Source organism: Maribellus comscasis, assembly GCF_009762775.1.
GTDB classification, from domain to species: Bacteria; Bacteroidota; Bacteroidia; order Bacteroidales; family Prolixibacteraceae; genus Draconibacterium; species Draconibacterium comscasis.
In genome coordinates, this window is sequence record NZ_CP046401.1 from 6,580,706 (window position 1) to 6,598,111 (window position 17,406).

12 protein-coding genes are annotated in these 17,406 nt (G+C 38.2%); 4 read left to right on the plus strand and 8 right to left on the minus strand.

What is annotated here, in order from left to right:
• Position 1: 1 nt before the first annotated feature.
• The 7 genes from GM418_RS26515 to GM418_RS26545 all read right to left on the minus strand — a co-directional run bounded on the left by GM418_RS26515 (position 2) and on the right by GM418_RS26545 (position 10,477).
• On the minus strand, positions 2-784 hold the full coding sequence (locus GM418_RS26515) for a PhzF family phenazine biosynthesis protein (protein WP_158870597.1): 783 nt from the start codon (positions 782-784) through the stop codon (positions 2-4).
• Positions 785-3,199: a TonB-dependent receptor gene (locus GM418_RS26520; protein WP_158870599.1), complete on the minus strand. Its 2,415-nt coding sequence runs from the start codon at positions 3,197-3,199 to the stop codon at positions 785-787.
• A 129-nt stretch (positions 3,200-3,328) separates the two neighbouring features.
• A complete protein-coding gene (locus GM418_RS26525) occupies positions 3,329-5,761 on the minus strand; it encodes a glycoside hydrolase family 94 protein (protein WP_158870601.1) in 2,433 nt (810 codons plus the stop codon).
• A 91-nt stretch (positions 5,762-5,852) separates the two neighbouring features.
• Complete coding sequence (locus tag GM418_RS26530) at positions 5,853-7,811, minus strand: sialate O-acetylesterase (protein ID WP_158870603.1); 1,959 nt, start codon at positions 7,809-7,811, stop codon at positions 5,853-5,855.
• Between the two features lie 49 nt (positions 7,812-7,860).
• Positions 7,861-8,166: a winged helix-turn-helix domain-containing protein gene (locus GM418_RS26535; protein WP_158870605.1), complete on the minus strand. Its 306-nt coding sequence runs from the start codon at positions 8,164-8,166 to the stop codon at positions 7,861-7,863.
• Positions 8,159-8,785, minus strand: coding sequence for a hypothetical protein (locus tag GM418_RS26540; protein ID WP_158870607.1), 627 nt, complete (start codon positions 8,783-8,785; stop codon positions 8,159-8,161). Before GM418_RS26540 ends, GM418_RS26535 begins: the two co-directional genes overlap by 8 nt.
• 168 nt (positions 8,786-8,953) lie before the next feature.
• Positions 8,954-10,477 carry an alpha/beta hydrolase gene (locus tag GM418_RS26545; RefSeq protein WP_158870609.1) on the minus strand — a complete coding sequence of 508 codons (1,524 nt, stop codon included), beginning with the start codon at positions 10,475-10,477 and terminating at the stop codon, positions 8,954-8,956.
• Positions 10,478-10,660: 183 nt separating this feature from the next.
• Between GM418_RS26545 and GM418_RS26550 the strand changes: the two genes are divergently transcribed.
• On the plus strand, positions 10,661-12,265 hold the full coding sequence (locus GM418_RS26550) for a fumarate hydratase (protein WP_158870611.1): 1,605 nt from the start codon (positions 10,661-10,663) through the stop codon (positions 12,263-12,265).
• Positions 12,266-12,314: 49 nt separating this feature from the next.
• Here GM418_RS26550 and GM418_RS26555 read toward each other — a convergent pair whose 3' ends face one another.
• Complete coding sequence (locus tag GM418_RS26555; protein ID WP_158870613.1) at positions 12,315-14,024, minus strand: histidine kinase N-terminal 7TM domain-containing protein; 1,710 nt, start codon at positions 14,022-14,024, stop codon at positions 12,315-12,317.
• Positions 14,025-14,461: 437 nt separating this feature from the next.
• On the opposite strand from GM418_RS26555, the gene GM418_RS26560 reads away from it, so the two are divergent.
• The 3 genes from GM418_RS26560 to GM418_RS26570 all read left to right on the plus strand — a co-directional run bounded on the left by GM418_RS26560 (position 14,462) and on the right by GM418_RS26570 (position 17,388).
• Positions 14,462-15,502 carry a zinc-dependent alcohol dehydrogenase family protein gene (locus GM418_RS26560; protein WP_158870615.1) on the plus strand — a complete coding sequence of 347 codons (1,041 nt, stop codon included), beginning with the start codon at positions 14,462-14,464 and terminating at the stop codon, positions 15,500-15,502.
• 121 nt (positions 15,503-15,623) lie between these two features.
• Entirely contained in the window at positions 15,624-16,394 is a 771-nt protein-coding gene (locus GM418_RS26565; protein WP_158870617.1) for an amidohydrolase, read from the plus strand.
• Positions 16,395-16,695: 301 nt separating this feature from the next.
• A complete protein-coding gene (locus tag GM418_RS26570) occupies positions 16,696-17,388 on the plus strand; it encodes an energy transducer TonB (RefSeq protein WP_158870619.1) in 693 nt (230 codons plus the stop codon).
• Positions 17,389-17,406: the final 18 nt, after the last annotated feature.

Below are 17,406 nucleotides of genomic sequence, written 5' to 3' on the forward strand. Positions count from 1 at the left end.
TTCAGAAAAATATTTTTCCGCCTAGGAAAGTGATTGCTTTTCCGCCAATTTCAACCCTTTCACCCGACGATTTGCAGTATAAAATTCCGCCTCTTTTGGAAACCTGCCTGGCAGTCATTTCGAATTTATTTAATCTTTTTGACCAGTAGGGAATAAGCATAGTATGGGCAGACCCCGTTACCGGATCTTCGTTTATCCCAACCGCCGGGGCAAAAAAGCGTGATACAAAATCAAATTCAGTTGATGCAGCTGTAGTAATAATTCCCCGCGTATTGGAAGCAAGGATTTTTTGAAAATCGGGCACCAAATTATAAATGTCCTGTTCTTTTTCAAAAATCAACATAATATCATCTCTTCCCTTGTAACATTTTTGGGCCTGAATATTAAATGCTGTCTTGAGATTATCTGGCATTTTGATTTCAGAAATTGATGAAGCCGGGAAATCTAAAATAAGAATATCAGAATCTGTTTTTACTTTTAAAATTCCGCTTAACGAATTAAAACGAATGTCAGATTTATTATAATTTAAATGTTTGAATAATACGTGAGCGCTTGCAAGCGTAGCGTGTCCACACAATTTTACTTCGGAGGCAGGTGTAAACCAACGAATATGAAAACCATCTTTTTCGGGAATAAAAAATGCCGTTTCCGAAAGATTGTTTTCCAACGCGATGTTTTGCATCACTTCCTCGGGCAACCAACTCTCCAGAGGCACAACAGCAGCCGGATTACCTGAAAAAGGCTGTTCTGAAAATGCATCTACTTTATAAATTGTAAGTTCCATTTAAAATTTAACCGTAAGTTTTAAATTAATTTTCCTGGATGTAAGATAGTTAGGTACGGCATATTGATCGCCGGAATTACTTGATACCCAAAAATACGAAATTGTATTGTTAATGTTTAACAGGTTAAATACTTCCAGGCTCAACCACATGTCGTTAATATGCCGCAATAAGTTTCTGCTAACCGGATTTGCTGCACTTATGATTACTTTTGAAAATCCCAAATCGATTCTTCTGTAAGCCGGCATTCTGTATGTATCCATATAACGTTCCGAGTTTGGTGGGCCAACCGGCAGGCGCGCTCCGTAAAACCCGGAGAGCTGCATTTTATAAGAGGGATTTCCCGGTAGATAATCCTGAAAAAACAGGCTGAAATTCATCCATTGATCGGTGGGACGGGGGATATATCCGTGACCATCATCTTTAATGTCTTCTTTTGTCGACATGATGGATAAACTAGCCCACGATTGAACCCCGCTTACAAATTCGCCATTAATCTTCATATCCAAACCGGTTGCATAACCTTTCGCTTCCTGTTCTCCCAGATACCGTATCCGAACGTTCTCGATTTGATAAGGAACTAAACGGTATAAATCTTTGTAATAAGCCTCGGCAGTGAAACGAAATGGTCGGTCCCAGGCGTTAAAAATATAATCGGTTCCGGCTACAATCTGGAATGAGCGCTGTGCCTTTTGTGCATAATTTATATTGCCATCGGTATTTAACAGTTCTTTAAAAAAAGGCGACTGGTGATAAAATCCCGTGGATAAACTAAAAGAAATTTTATTTTCCCAATCAGGGTAGTAGCGTATTGTTGCACGCGGGCTGAGTAATATTTCGTCGTTAAAATCCCAGTAATGAAAACGAATTCCCCCGGTGAGGTATAAATCACCGCTGGAAACAGGTAAACTGTATGTGTCTTGAATAAAGCCGGTCAAACGGTTAGAGTTTGTGTTGCTTTTGCTGTTTAGTGAGTAAAATAAACTGACTTCTGTATCGGAATACGGAATTGAATAACCGGTTGAATCCCGGTAAATCCACTCGTTTATTTTATTATCAATCTGTTCATGCTGATATTTTATTCCCCAGTTTAACAGGTGTTTTTCCGAATTGTACGCTCCCCGGTGCGATAAGCTGTAAACAGTTGCATCAAGATAATTACGTGCGTGATTGATAAATGTTCCGACACCGAGGTTCAGCACGCTGTCGCCAAATTCCTCTGATGACATATTTCTTTCCAGTTCGTTTAAATAGTATTGACCTGTAATGTCGTACGTTTCTTCTTCTGTTGCATAATAAGCTGAAGCAATCAGTTTCAGATTCAGGTTCTGATTTGGATGATAGTTTGCCGTTACCGCTCCCAGATAGGTTTGAAAGTCATCAATCTCCTGTCCGTCAAAATAAACTTTTGTATTTAAAGGAGTTGTCCAGGTGCCAAAAGTTGTTTCGCGGGTTTGCGGAATAAATTTGTATTCATTTTGAGCCACATTTCCCAGAAAGGAAACATCAAATTTTTCAGAAAACTGGTAGGTGATATAAGTTTGAAAGTCGATAAAATTTGGATCGTATTCGCCCTGCTCATCCAGACTTCCGAGTAAATAACGATTTGTTTTGTAGCGAATTCCTGAAATATGTGCTAATCTTCCCTTTAATGCAACATCTTCAAAATGTGCCGAGGCTCCGAGAAGGCTCGCCGAAGCAGAACCTCTGAATTCGCTTGGTTTGCGGTATTTTATATCCAATACCGACGACATTTTATCGCCATATTTTGCATCAAATCCTCCGGCAGAAAAACTAATTGTTGAAACCAAATCACTGTTAATAAAACTCATTCCTTCCTGTTGCCCAGAACGAATCAGAAAAGGGCGGTAAATTTCCACATCGTTTACATATACCAGATTTTCGTCGAAATTTCCACCGCGAACGGTGTATTGCGAGCTCAATTCATTATTTGTTGAAACGCCGGGTAATGTTTTAATTAGTGCTTCAACTGCACCAGTTGAGGCGTCGGGAAGAATGGTGGCAAATTTGGGATCCAGGCGGGTAACGTTTCCTGAATTTCTGCGCTGCTCCTGGACTGTTATTTCTCCCAACTGCTGGTTTAGAATTTTCATCGAAATTTCCCTGAAAACGTCTTCTTCCACACCTGCCCGAATCGTATCTAAAACAGGCACATATCCAATCGATGAGTACACAACTACTATCTCTTTTTGCGCCGGAATCCGCAATAAAAATTCTCCCTTCCGATTTGAACTTGTTCCAATAGGATAATCTTTCAGGGCAATGTTTACCATATCGAGAGGGATACCGGTTTCATCCTTTATCGTTCCTTTTAAAGTTGCATTGTTGCTTTGTCCGAGTACATTAATTTGCAGCGAGACAATAAATAATAAGAGAAAAAATAGTCTGACATTCATTATGGACACAAAACTAATAATCCGATTTTATTATCAACTTTTTATTGATAAATAAATTGTTTGAAGGAACGGATTTTTTAATTCCCGCCGCACAAATTGTTATGTGCTGCGGAAAAAATAACACTAAACTTATCCTAGTGTTACCAGAACTTCGCAACTACTTTTCGATTGTAGCGGAATTTTGTTTCCTTTGGTTGGTTTCCCGTCAACAAAAATTTCCTTTATACCTTTTGAAAGATGTAAAGGATTTAAAACTCTTATATTGTATGTCGTTCCTCTGAATTTTCGCTGTATTGAAAAACTATCCCAGTTTTTGGGGATGCAAGGATTAATCACGAGTCCGTTATAATCCGGTTGAATTCCCAGGATATGTTGTGAGATAGCAAAAAAGTTCCAGGCTGCAGTTCCGGTGAGCCACGAATTTTTTGCTTCGCCGGGTTTCCAGGCATCTTTACCTGCAATCATTTGCGAGTAAACATACGGCTCTGTCCGGTGTAAATCACTAATCTCCTCCAAATAGGACGGGCAAATTTTACGGTAATATTCAAAAGCCTGGTCTCCATTTCCGGCCTCGGTTTCGCCAATCATAATCCATGGGTTATTGTGACAAAAAATTCCGGCATTTTCCTTATATCCTTCCGGGTAACTGGTAATTTCTCCTTTGCTGAGATCGTATTCTGAATAAGGAGGATTATTCAATACAATTCCGTATTCACAATCAAGATATTTTTTAACGGAATCAAGCGCTTTTTCCGGCCAGCCTTTTTCTTTTCCAACAGCCGCCATAGTGCAGAATCCGTTTGATTCTATAAAAATCTTTCCTTCTTTATTTTCAGTGCTTCCTATTTTTTTTCCAAAAAAATCATAGGCTCTCAAAAACCATTCACCATCCCATCCGTGCCGGGCGATGGCCTGATTCATTTTCTCGACCTCCAGGAACACAAATTCTGCCTCAGCAGATTTATCCAGTTGTTCTAATAATTGAGCATAATCTTTACCGTAAAGTACAAACATTCCGGCTATCATCACCGACTCGGCGACACCGTTTGTTTTATTTTCTGTAGTTTGGAACGATTCATCGGGGTTGTTTGAAAAACAGTTCAGGTTTAGACAGTCGTTCCAGTCTGCACGACCGATTAACGGCAAACCATGCGGTCCCAGGTTATTTGTCACATGAAGAAAAGAGCGATTTAAATGGTCAAGCAGCGGTTGTGCTTTACTTTCGTCGTTATTGTAAGCGACCATTTCTTTTAGAATGGAAAAATCGCCGGTTTCCTTGATGTATAAAGTAGTTGAAAGAATCAGCCAAAGCGGATCGTCATTAAAATTCCCGCCAATATCAGAATTTCCTTTTTTGGTGAGTGGCTGGTACTGGTGATAAGCGCCACCGTCTTCCAACTGCGTGGCAGCTAAATCTAAAATTCGTTCGCGAGCTTTTTCAGGTATTAGATGCACAAAGCCGATTAAATCCTGGTTCGAATCGCGAAATCCCATTCCACGGCCAATTCCCGATTCAAAATACGACGCAGAACGAGACATGTTAAAGGTTACCATATTCTGATACTGGTTCCAAATGTTAACCATACGATCCATCTTTTCATCATGGCTTTTTACCTGGAAATTGGAAAGTAATTTGGTCCAGTATTCGTTTAGTTTATATAGCTCTTTTTTAATTTGTTCCGAAGTATTTAATTCAGAAATAAGTTGTTTTGCTTTTGTTTTGTTGATTATTTTTTTTGATTCCCATTTCTCTTCATCTTTGTTTTCTATGTATCCTAAAATAAAAATGAGATCTTTTTCTTCTCCCGGATTCAACTCAATTTCGAGCATATGAGAAGCAACGGGCGACCATCCGTGGGCCACTGTATTTTTTGATCTGCCTTCACGAACTACATCCGGATCGGCATAAGAATTATATAATCCTACAAATGATTCCCGATCGGTATCAAACCCGTCGATCTTTTTGTTTACAGTATAAAATGCATAGTGATTTCTGCGTTCGCGATATTCGCTTTTATGATATATCGCAGAGCCGTCGAGTTCAACTTCGCCAATGGAATAGTTTCTCTGGAAATTTGTCATGTCATCCAATGCATTCCAAAGATTCCATTCAACAAATGAAAACAATTTGAATTTTTTTTGAACAGGACCATTATTCTTTAACTGAACACGCTGAATTTCGGCAGATTTACCCAGTGGGACAAAATAGGTTACCGATGCCGAAAGTAGATTCTTTGCTCCTGAAATTTTTGTATATCCCAACCCATGACGGCATTCATAATTATCCAATTCTGTTTTAACCGGTTTCCATCCCGGCGACCATATTGTTTCACCTTCTTTTATATAAAAGTACTTTCCATTGTCGTCAACGGGCACATTGTTGTATCTGAAACGGGTAATTCTCCTGAATCGTGGATCTTTGTGGAAGCTATATCCTCCACCTGTATTTGATATCAGGCTGAAAAAGTCATCATTGCCTAAATAGTTTATCCATGGCCAGGGGGTTTTGGGGTTGGTTATTACATATTCTCTGTTAAGGTCGTCAAAAAATCCAAATCTCATTTTATTGTTTTTAGTCAAATTTTACGCAAATGTAGTCCTTATTGTAAATTCGACAAAAAGAAAAAATGAAATTTAACCAACATTAACGATTTTATTTTGTAATTCCCGTCCAGTCATCGGTTCTGAAGGGGTTTGCCGGCAGCCCTTCTTTATTATAAAGATTCAGGTCGTCCGGGTTATTAGCCCAGCCATAACGAACTGCAACAGGATTTTCTACTTCTTCGGTATAAACCACGACAGAATTGTTACTTGCCAACTCTGCTTTTGCCCAGTGGAATTTTTTGTCGGAACCGGCAATTGTAAATCCCTTTAAATAGCCATATTTATCTTTTACTTTCAGACCCGAGCCGGTTTCGGAAAAGACAATAGTTGATTTTCCCTTGCTAAATTCAACCGATTTAACCATCGGGCCTGAAAAGACTATTTCTTTACCGTATGCAACTTTTAAGGCGCTTAAAGCCAGCCGTTTTCCAACATCCTGTTTGTTTTTAGGGTGAATGTTATTTGCTTCGCCAATATCGATGGTAACTGCCATTCCTGTATTGGGTAACGATAAGGTTTTGGTTTGTGCTTCGCGTAATTCTGCCCATTCACTTTCAGCGGGTATTTCAACCGGCTGCATATAGTTGGCTAAGGAAACAAAAAGAAAAGGGAAATCTCCCTGATTCCACTGCGTACGCCAGTCCTCAATCAGATTTGGGAAAACACGCTGGTATTGTTTTGCCCTGCTTGCATTTGATTCTCCCTGGTACCAAATTGCTCCTTTTATTGCATAAGGAAGAAGCGGATTTATCATTCCATTGAACAGAAGCGTTGGATAGGAGTTTGGCCCTATATTTACAGCAGACACCGAAGCTTTTGAGATTTTAAATTTCCAGTCACCTGAAATATCCATTTTTTCATTTCCTATCGCTATAAACTGGTCTTTGGGGTCGCCCCAAATTCCTCCATTCCCACCAGTATCGTCAACACGCACAACAATCATATTTTTTCCCGGTTGTATGTACTTTTTGTCAATAGTATAAATGCGTTCTTCATTGTATTTATTCTCTGTTTTACCAATTTCTATCCCATTTAAAAAAGTAATATCAGAATCATCTACCTTTCCTAAATGTAGTGTGAGGTTACTTTGCGACTGATCTTCCGTCAACTGGATTTCTTTGCGGTACCAGCCAATTCCGTCAATGTCCATATATCCCTGTGCTTCCCAGTAAGTTGGAGTTTTAATGGTTTTCCAGTTGCTGTCGTTAAAATCAAGAGCCGACCAGACCGGTTTCCCATTTTCCATTCCTTTGTCTTCAGTGGGAAACTCACCGCCAAGGATCTTTTTTACTTCTTCCAACTTTTGTTCTTTGTAGTTTTCGAGGTTCATCTGTTGCAGCTTAACCAACATTTCTTTAAAATCGGGGTCGTCTGAAATTGTCTCTGCGCTTGTCCATGTTTCAGCCACGGTGCCGCCCCATGATGTATGTAACAGACCAATAGGGACTTCGAGTTCGGTTTGTAGTTTTTTTCCAAAAAAGTAGCCGACGGCTGAAAAACCTCCGATAGTTTCTGGAGAACATTCTACCCATTCTCCCGAAGAAATATCATCTTTTGGAAATTGCGCCACTGTTTTCGGAACAGTAAACAGCCTGATTTTCGGATAATTTGCAGAGGCAATTTCTTCTTCAGCATTTTTGCTCCGGTCGACACTCCACTCCATATTCGACTGTCCTGAACACACCCAAACATCACCAATTAACACATTGTCAAAAACAATCGTATTTTTACCTTTTACAGTCATTGTATGTGGCCCGCCGTATTCCTGTGCAGGTAAATTTACTTTCCATTTACCCTCAGTATTTGCTTTTGTGCGAATGGTTTTCTTGTTAAATATTACTATTATCTGTTCGCCTTTGTCTGCCCATCCCCAAACCGGAATTTCAATTCCTTGCTGAAGAACCATGTTTGAACTAAAAATACGGGGAAGTTTTACATCTGCTTTTACGGTATGAGATAAAAAAACAAGAAGGAGAGAAGTGAGTGTGATATGTAATAATGTTTTCATCAGATAAGTTTTATTTTTACCAAATCTATGAAAAATTAAGGAAATGATTTTAGTCGTTTCCGGAACCCGAAGCTTTTTTAAAATATTCAGAAATTGCCGCAACATAGCTTTCGTAGGCTGTAATTCCTTTTTCGGTGATTTTTATTGTGGTTAAGGGGTAGTTGTTCCGAAAAGACTTTTTGATTTTTATATATCCTGCCTCATTTAATTTTGATAGTTGAAAGCTCAGGTTCCCTTTTGTTGTTTCAACGTTTTCCAGCAAAAATGAAAATTCAGCCGATTTTAAGGGCAGCAAAATTGACATTATCGAAAGGCGCACCTGTGAATGCAAAATAGGATCGAGATCTTTAAACATGGGCGGTTTGTTTTTTTTGCGGAGTATACATCAAAATTCCGGGAATGATAAAACAAATAACTTCTGCAATACCGCGAATCAAAAATTGATCGTTTAAAGAAAACCTGGCTGCGCTTACTGCCGCTATCCACATTATAACTCCGCTAACAGAAAGAAGATAATACCTGTAAATTCCTCCTGAGACAAAAAAAGCAAATCCAATTAGTACCAACTGGAGCGGTTGTATAAGAGCAAAATTTATATCCGTTAAAATATATTTTGTAATAAGTACCATCATGTTATGAGCGACAATAACACCAATCCAAACAAAACGCGTGGAAATGGCTGTGTAAGTTATTGCTTTCTTTTTTCTGAAAAAGATAAAATAGGCGGTTAGAGCGATTACCGCGATTCCAAGCAAGATTTGTAATGCGTCAAAAATATTTCTTAGCCACCACGCAGTTAAAACGGCCTGTTTGTAATATCTCCATAAGTTGCCAAAAGAAAATACAAATCCCCAGCAGATAAGTAATAATCCATCATCAGTAAGCAATTTTTTTGATGTCTCAATAGTTGCATTTATAATTTGCAGAGATTTTCTTGCGTCTAAAGTTTCATTTTGGTCTATTGTTTTTTCCATGATAATAGGTTTTGTTTACTAAATTAAACTAGTTTGTGTTACAAACCAAATTTTTAAACAAAAAATGTTTGCAAAAGCGAAAATGTTAGGCAGGTACGCCTTGGTAAAAAACAAAGATTTTCCCACGAAGCACTTTGTATAAATGCTTCAGAGATTTATAACCGTCTTTTATTGTTTATCTGGATTTATCTTTTCCTGGATTTGGTGGTAGACTTTAATAAAATCATATTCTTCACAATGACCTTTCATGGGCGAAAAATGTATCGACGCATCAGATTTCGGATTATCTGTTTGGTTTAACATGGCATCAAATGCGCGCATGGCAGGATTTAAATAGAAGTGATCCATATCCGCCACCCAAATCCAGATTTTGCCCTGAATTTTTGGGCCAAGTGTTTCCCAGTTGTTTTCCACCATGTCTTTTAAATCATGTTTTCTCCAATACTCGGCAACTTGTCTGTCTATTTTGCCGGTAGCAGGATCAAAGAGGGGTTTGGGTAAGTCATTCTCTCCTTTGGGACTAAAAAGGGCAGAGAAGGCACTAAATTGTCCACCCGAATTAAGATATGTGTCAGAACTTCCCTGGACATTTTCAAATTGAATGTAATCTTTTTGAGAAACCATTGGCTCGCCGTTTACATCTCGCACGAGAGGACGCAGGTACCCAAATTCGTTATAAAAAGCATTGTCGTCTTTGTAGATATTTATTAACTGGCAATTTTCGAAATCAACCTGATCGGGGCTGTAAGAAAAACAACCGTTAAAAAAATCGGGATAGAAAAGTTGCAAGGCCAGTGATACCCATCCTCCTGTGCTACAACCGTCCAGGTAACGCGATTCAGGAATTGCTATTCCACGATAATTCTTTTCAATATAGGGTATAAGCTCCTCTGTGAGAGAAGTTCCGTAGGGACCGCTGTTGTCTGAATCGAGCTGATAGCTGTCACCAAAAGGACCTTCTCCATCTAAAAAAACAGTTATCATTTCAGGTCCTTCTTCTGAAAGATGCCAATCCATAAACGAGTTGTTTTCTACATGTCTGTTTGCACGCGTGTATCTTCCTCCGTAACCGGCAATGTTATACCTCACCGGGTATTTTTTGTCGGGTTTGTTATAAAAGCTTTTGGGCAACAAAACCGCCGCTTTTACAAACATATCTTTTCCCCACCAGTCAGAGAGGAGATCGCTTTTCAGGTTAACTTCTTTTAAATATTTATTTTCAACCAGTTTTCGTGGTGAAATAATTTTTGTTAAAGGAATCTCAATGCTTTCATTTTGCTGAAGGTCAATATCCACCACATCACTATATAAATTTCCTGGTGCATTTATTCTTGATTCCTGTGTATCCTGATCCCATAAAACCTGAATTCTGTATTTTCCAACCGGAAGAGAATTTAAGGAAATGTCAACAGATTTTATAACTTCAGTTTTTCCGTCAAAAGTAAAAGCAGACGTTGCCGCCCAACTTTCTATATTGGCAGCAAAAATATAGTTGGTTTGGCTTGGAAAAGTATTTAGTCGTGGTTCACTTCTTGTATTGGGATTTATAAAAAGGAATATCCGCCCCGAGTTGATAAAATTATCCCGAACTTGTTTTGACACGGTAGTGTTTACTTTTAACGAACTTGTCTGTGCAACAATTTCCGGGAGAATGATAAACAAAGAGAGAAAAATTATGATTGCTTTTTTCATCTGTAAAGTTGATTTATGAATATTTCCGTTTTTAAGATAAAAATCAAACCTGAAAGTTTAACCTGTTTTTATGAATTAATTTAGAAAAGTTAAACTTTAAACAGATTTTGTGAAAATCAAAAGTAAAAAAAAATGAATAGTAATATCTTTGTCAAAAGAAATTGATTTTATTAAATATTTACCATGACTGAATTTAAATATCAAAAACCATTTCCAATTTTAAAAGATGAAACACCATACAAGTTATTAACTACGGATTATGTTTCAACAATTGAGGTTGACGGACGGAAAATTTTAAAAGTAGACCCTGAAGGATTGGAATTTCTTTCCAAACAGGCTTTTTCAGATGTCTCTTTTTATTTGCGTCCGAAACACCTTGAAAAACTGGCTAAAATTCTTAAAGATCCTGAAGCTACTGACAACGATCGTTTTGTAGCGCACACGATGCTGATCAACCAGGTTGTTGCTGCAGAAGGAGAACTTCCCACATGTCAGGACACAGGAACCGCAATTGTAGTTGGCAAAAAGGGCGAGAATGTGTATACGGGCGTGAACGATGCGGAAAAATTGTCAAAAGGAATCTATGATACTTACAGCGAAAGAAACTTACGCTACTCACAGGTGGTTCCTTTCTCAATGTTGGAAGAAAAAAATACGGGAACAAATCTGCCAGCTCAAATCGATATTTATGCTGAAGAAGGAAACAAATATGAATTTTTGTTTGTGACCAAAGGCGGTGGTTCCGGTAATAAGACATATCTGTACCAGCAAACTAAATCGTTGCTGACAGAAGAAAATCTGTCCAAATTTGTAAAGGAAAAAATTAAAGATTTAGGGACGTCGGCATGTCCTCCCTACCATTTGGCTTTGGTAATTGGCGGGACTTCGGCAGAAGCAACATTGGCGGCAGTTAAAAAAGCATCTGCCGGTTATTTTGATCATTTGCCAACCGAAGGAAACGAAGGGGGGCAGGCATTTCGTGATTTGGAATGGGAAGCCAAGGTGGAGAAAATTTGTCAGGAAAGTGGAGTAGGAGCTCAGTTTGGAGGTAAATATTTTGTTCACGATGTACGTGTTATCCGCCTGCCTCGTCATGCCGCTTCATGTCCGGTTGGACTGGGAGTGAGTTGCAGCGCCGACAGAAATATAAAGGCCAAAATTACTGAAGATGGCATTTTTCTGGAAGAGTTGGAAAAGAATCCTGCCCGTTTCCTGCCTAAGGAAGCGCCTCACATGCAACCGGCTGTTGATATTGATTTGGATCAGCCAATGGAAAAAATCAGGGAAGAGCTTTCCAAATATCCAATAAAAACACGTTTGAAACTAAAAGGTACATTGATTGTTGCCCGTGATATTGCTCATGCACAAATTAAAAAGATGATTGACGAGGGCAAACCAATGCCTGAATACTTTAAAAATCATCCGGTTTACTATGCCGGCCCGGCAAAAACCCCAAAGGGAATGGCTTCCGGAAGTTTTGGGCCAACAACAGCCGGACGTATGGATCCATATGTGGATCTGTTCCAGAGTTTAGGTGGCTCAATGGTAATGCTGGCCAAAGGAAACCGTTCGCAGCAAGTTACCGACGCGTGTAAAAAATACGGTGGTTTTTACCTCGGTTCTATCGGAGGCCCGGCGGCGATTTTAGCAAAAGACAGCATCAAATCGGTTGAAGTAGTTGATTTCCCCGATTTGGGAATGGAAGCAGTCCGAAAAATAAAAGTCGAAGATTTTCCGGCGTTTATTATTGTTGATGATAAAGGGAATGATTTCTTTAGCGAATTGTAATCTCAAATATTTGAAGTAGTAAATCCGGTGCCTGTGTACCGGATTTTTTTTACTTTGAATATTCCTGTAAAGTGAAATAAAAAGTACAACCCGTTTTCCCATCGCTTTCAACCCCAACCTCACCTCCTAATCTTTCTGCAATTCTCCTGACGATGGAAAGTCCCAGACCATGGCCTGAGGTTTTTGATATATGTCTTTTTAGCCGGGTAAATTCTTTAAACAAAAGGTTTTGTTCTTCTATAGTTAAACCTTCTCCGTTATCTTTTACCCAAAAACGAACGCAAGACTGATGCTTTTCTGAGCCAATTTTTACTACTGGGGGGGCGCCTCCATATTTTAATGCGTTTAATATATAATTGCCCCATATTTCCTCTACCCAGGGAGCATATCCCAAAACAACCGGGAAATCTTTTGCCCGGATAATACGGGGAGCAGTTTTAAATGAATCGATATTTAAACGCGATAAAACTTTGTCGATAATTTTATTCATATTTAGAGGCTGAATTTTGAGCGTATTTTGGTCGCGTACGTTAGCCAGTAACAACAGTGAATCAACAATATCTACCATCTCCTTTGCACTTTTATTGACATAGTTAAGTGCATCTTTTTTTTCTTCGTTCGACAAATAGTCGGACATCAATAATTCCATAAAATTTAACTGTATTGCCAATGGATTTTTTAAGTCGTGGGCAACGGTACGTGCAAAAGCATCAAGTTCGTCTAATGCATATTTTCTTTCGGTGATGTCATATAACATGATAATATTGCCTGCTACATTCCTGGTATAGTCAATTAAAGGTGTTGTTTGAAGTTCAAATGTCCGTTTATCGCCCATCTCAATTTCAATTGGTTTTTTGGCGGCATCGTCAACCGCTTCGATAAGCTTTTTATATTTTATAAAAACTTTTGAAAGGGTTTTTCCCAAGACCTCATTTTGTGTTTTTTCCACTATTTCTTCTGCCGCCGGATTCATTTCCAAAATACGCTTGTTTTTATCTATAAGTATCACTCCACTCTTTACATTCTTAAAGACCAAATGGTGCGCAACAGGAACCAGATCAAACAATTGATAGTGTTTTAAAATAAAAATGAAAATTATTCCAATCCCAAAAAAAGAAAGTGGTGTCGGATCATACGGGGCTATTGGGTTGTTCTTTGTAACATACAATATATTTGGAACTATTATTAATATAACCGATGCTGCAATGGGGATGATTTGTTTGATGTATAAAGTTGGTTTATGCAAAATTCCCCAAATAAAGATCAATGCACCGCTTAAAATAAGCATGTAAGCATATACCAGCCATATATAAAAACCAATATTGTATTCTTTGACGAAAAGGAACAGGTTGTCTTTCAGGACAACGTCATAGGATTTATAAAAAAAGTGATGCTGTGGCATTGTCAAAACCAGAATAAAAGTAAATACAGGAACAATTGCAAGCAAAAGCGTTTGTATTTTTGATAGCTTTTGTTCGTACTGTGTATATGATATTGCAAATAAGAGCCAAAAGAAAGCTGAACAAATATCTCCGAAATACTCTATACGTAACATTATTAGTTTCCATGTCAAATCTGTATTGAAAAAACCTAAAAGATATCCCAGCGACCAAAAGCCGGTACCAACAGCCATCATGCTAAAATATTTAGCCCCTTTTACTTCGCGAAGTTTTAGTCCCGTAGCAGCCAATACAAACGACAAAATTGCCACAATAAGATAAAAAAAGAAAAATGGAGTTATTTGCCATGAATTTATCATCGGGATTATTGCTTAATTTCCTTTTAAATTAAATTGGTGACCATTTATTATAAAAATAAGAGTTTAAACATTTCGTCCAAATAGCTTACTTTGATTTTTTAAGCTACATAATAATAATTGATTCTGGCTTTTTATGAACAAGAACAACAATCTGGCTTTGTTTTTAGTAGTATTTATTCAATTTATTGATTTATTCTTTATTACAAAACAACGGAAATCTTTTCCGTCAGGTGTTCCGGATCCAGAGGGCTAAATTTAGTGATAATATATTAAAAAATGGTTGATACTTTTATATTAAAAAATTGATAACCAAATTTAAGGTTTATATGAATTCGGAATAATTTATTCTTCTTGTTACATTTGAATTTGCTCGATTGTAACAAAAGAAATTTAAAATAAACAGATAAAAGATTCTTGGTTTTATTCTAATTTAAAAAATGAAAGCAATTCTATATGAGAAGTTTCGGGGACCGGTTGAGATTCACCAGGTTCGGAACCCGGAGATTTTGGCTGACAGTGTAATTGTAAAAGTTGAAGCAACAGGGCTTTGCCGCAGCGACTGGCATGGCTGGATGGGGCATGATCCTGATATTCTTTTGCCACATGTTCCGGGGCATGAACTGGCCGGAGTTATTACGCAAACCGGGAGTGAAATTAAAAATTGGAAGCCGGGAGATCGTGTAACCGTGCCGTTTGTAAGCGGATGCGGACATTGTCCTGAATGTGTTTCCGGAAATTACCAGGTTTGTGATAATCAGTTTCAGCCCGGTTTTACAGACTGGGGCTCCTTTGCCGAATTTGTCGAAATTAAATATGCAGATATTAATTTGGTAAGATTACCCGATGAAATTGATTTTGTTACTGCTGCCAGCCTGGGCTGCCGTTTTATAACATCGTTTCGTGCCGTCATCGACCAGGGAAAAGTTTCGGCAGGGCAGTGGGTAGCTGTTCATGGTTGTGGAGGTGTCGGACTTTCAGCGATTATGATTGCCTCAGCTGTAGGAGCTAATGTAGTGGCTGTTGATATTGATGACTCAAAGCTTGAACTGGCGAAAAAAGTAGGCGCAGTTGTTTTAATCAATTCAAGAAAAGTTGAAAATGTGCCTGAAAAAATTAAAAAACTAACCGTCCGTGGTGCACATGTTTCTGTCGATGCTTTGGGAAGCCAGGAAACATGTTTTAATTCTGTGAGCTGTTTGAGAAAACGTGGAAAACATATCCAGGTCGGTTTGATGACCGGAGATCACAAACATCCTAAAATTCCTATGGACATGGTAGTGGCACATGAGTTAGAAATTTTCGGAAGTCATGGCATGCAGGCATTCAGATACACCGAAATGTTTGAAATGATAAAAACCGGCAAATTAAAGCCTGAGTTATTGGTTGGCAAAACCATTTCGCTGGAAGAAGCTTCTGATGCCTTGGTAAATATGGATGAGTTTGAAAATTTGGGAGTTACCGTGATTAATAAGTTTTAGGAGAAAGATTTAAATATCAAAGTAGAACCAAAATGTAAATTCTAATTTATATACAACTACAAAATCTAAAACAGGCCGTTCGGAGTTTATTTGACTTTTTTTTAAGCATTTGTAAAACAGAATGGAAAATTTAAAAATAACACTTATTCAACCCGACATTATTTGGGAAGATATTCAGGGAAATCTGGAAAAATATTTGGCTATAATTTCCAAAATAGAGTCAACCGATGTAATTGTTTTACCCGAGATGTTTACTACCGGGTTTTCTATGGCACCAGAAAAACTAAAAGAAACTATGAACGGGAGCTCTGTCGGGTGGATGAAGGAGGTGGCCGCGCAAATAAATGCTGCAATTGTCGGAAGTTTAATAATTGAAGAAGGAGGAAAAATTTTTAATCGGGCAATTTGGGTTTATCCTGATAAAACCATCCGAACCTACGATAAAAGACATCTTTTTTCTATGGGAAATGAGCATAACCATTATTCCGGGGGAAACAATAGATTGACCCTCGAATTCAGAGGCTGGAGATTTTGCCCTTTGATATGCTACGATCTGCGTTTCCCGGTTTGGAGCAGGAATACAGAAAATTATGATGTGTTAATTTTTATGGCAAACTGGCCGTCGCCCCGGCACCACGTATGGAAAAATTTACTCACAACACGAGCTATAGAAAACCAATCGTATTGTGTTGGTGTAAACCGTATTGGCACCGATGGAGGAGGAATAAATTACCTGGGAGATTCCACTTTAATTTCACCTAAAGGCTTTGGCGATTTTTTAGGTGAAACTGAAACCAGCCGGACTTTTTCGATATCATATTCAGAGTTACATCAATTTCGCAAGAATTTTCCACTGCTGGATGACAGGGATAAATTCTTTATTCTCGAATAGTTTGAGATACAATATCAATTTATATTCCATCGTGTGCCAATAATTTTTTCAATTCCATTTTTCAAGCGAACTTTTCTTTGAGCTTTTGCAAAACACAACTAAATGATTAGTTGCACAACTATCTAATGGTTAGTTCTTTATGTATTATATTTTAAAATAACTAATATTTTAGTTTGAAAACTAAATATTTAGTTTTATGTTTGTTCGTATAGAAACGCAAAAAAAATAACGGGCTGCGAACAAAGGCTGAATATAGAATTAGAACGAGGAAAGAGAATTGTTAAACATTAATTTAAAAGTTATGGAACAGAAAAAATCGCAAAAAGCCGATCTTGAAAATAAAAGGAATATGTTCTTTTTATTTGGATTAGTAGCAGCTTTAGGTGTCACACTTCTCGCTTTTGAGTGGACAAGTAAACCAAACAAAGCTTCGTCGCTCGGAGAAATTCAGTCAATGGTTGTAGAAGAAGAATTTATTCCTGTAACACGTGAACCCGAAGTAAAGCCTCCGCCACCGCCACCGCCGCCCAAAGTTGTTGAAGTTTTAAATATTGTTGATGATGATGTTGAAATTGAGGATGAACTGGAAATTGAAGATAGTGAAATCGATGACGAAACTGCAATTGACATCAATCCTGTGATCTCTACCATGGCAGAAGAGGAAGAAGAGGAGGAGCAGATTTTATTTAATATCATTGAGGAGCCTGCTGAATTTCCCGGAGGCGACCGGGCTTTGTATAAATATTTGAGTGATCATGTACAATACCCGGTAATCGCTCAGGAAAACGGAATTCAGGGAAAAGTGTATGTGAAATTTGTAATCGATGAACAGGGAAATACGAGCAGGGCAGAGGTTCTTCGTGGTGTGGATTCCTCATTGGATGCCGAAGCTTTACGCGTAATAAACAGCCTTCCAAAATTCAAACCCGGAAAGCAGCGTGGAAGGCCGGTAAAAGTATATTTTAATGCAGTAATTAATTTTCAGCTGCAATAATAAAAACAGTCACACTTT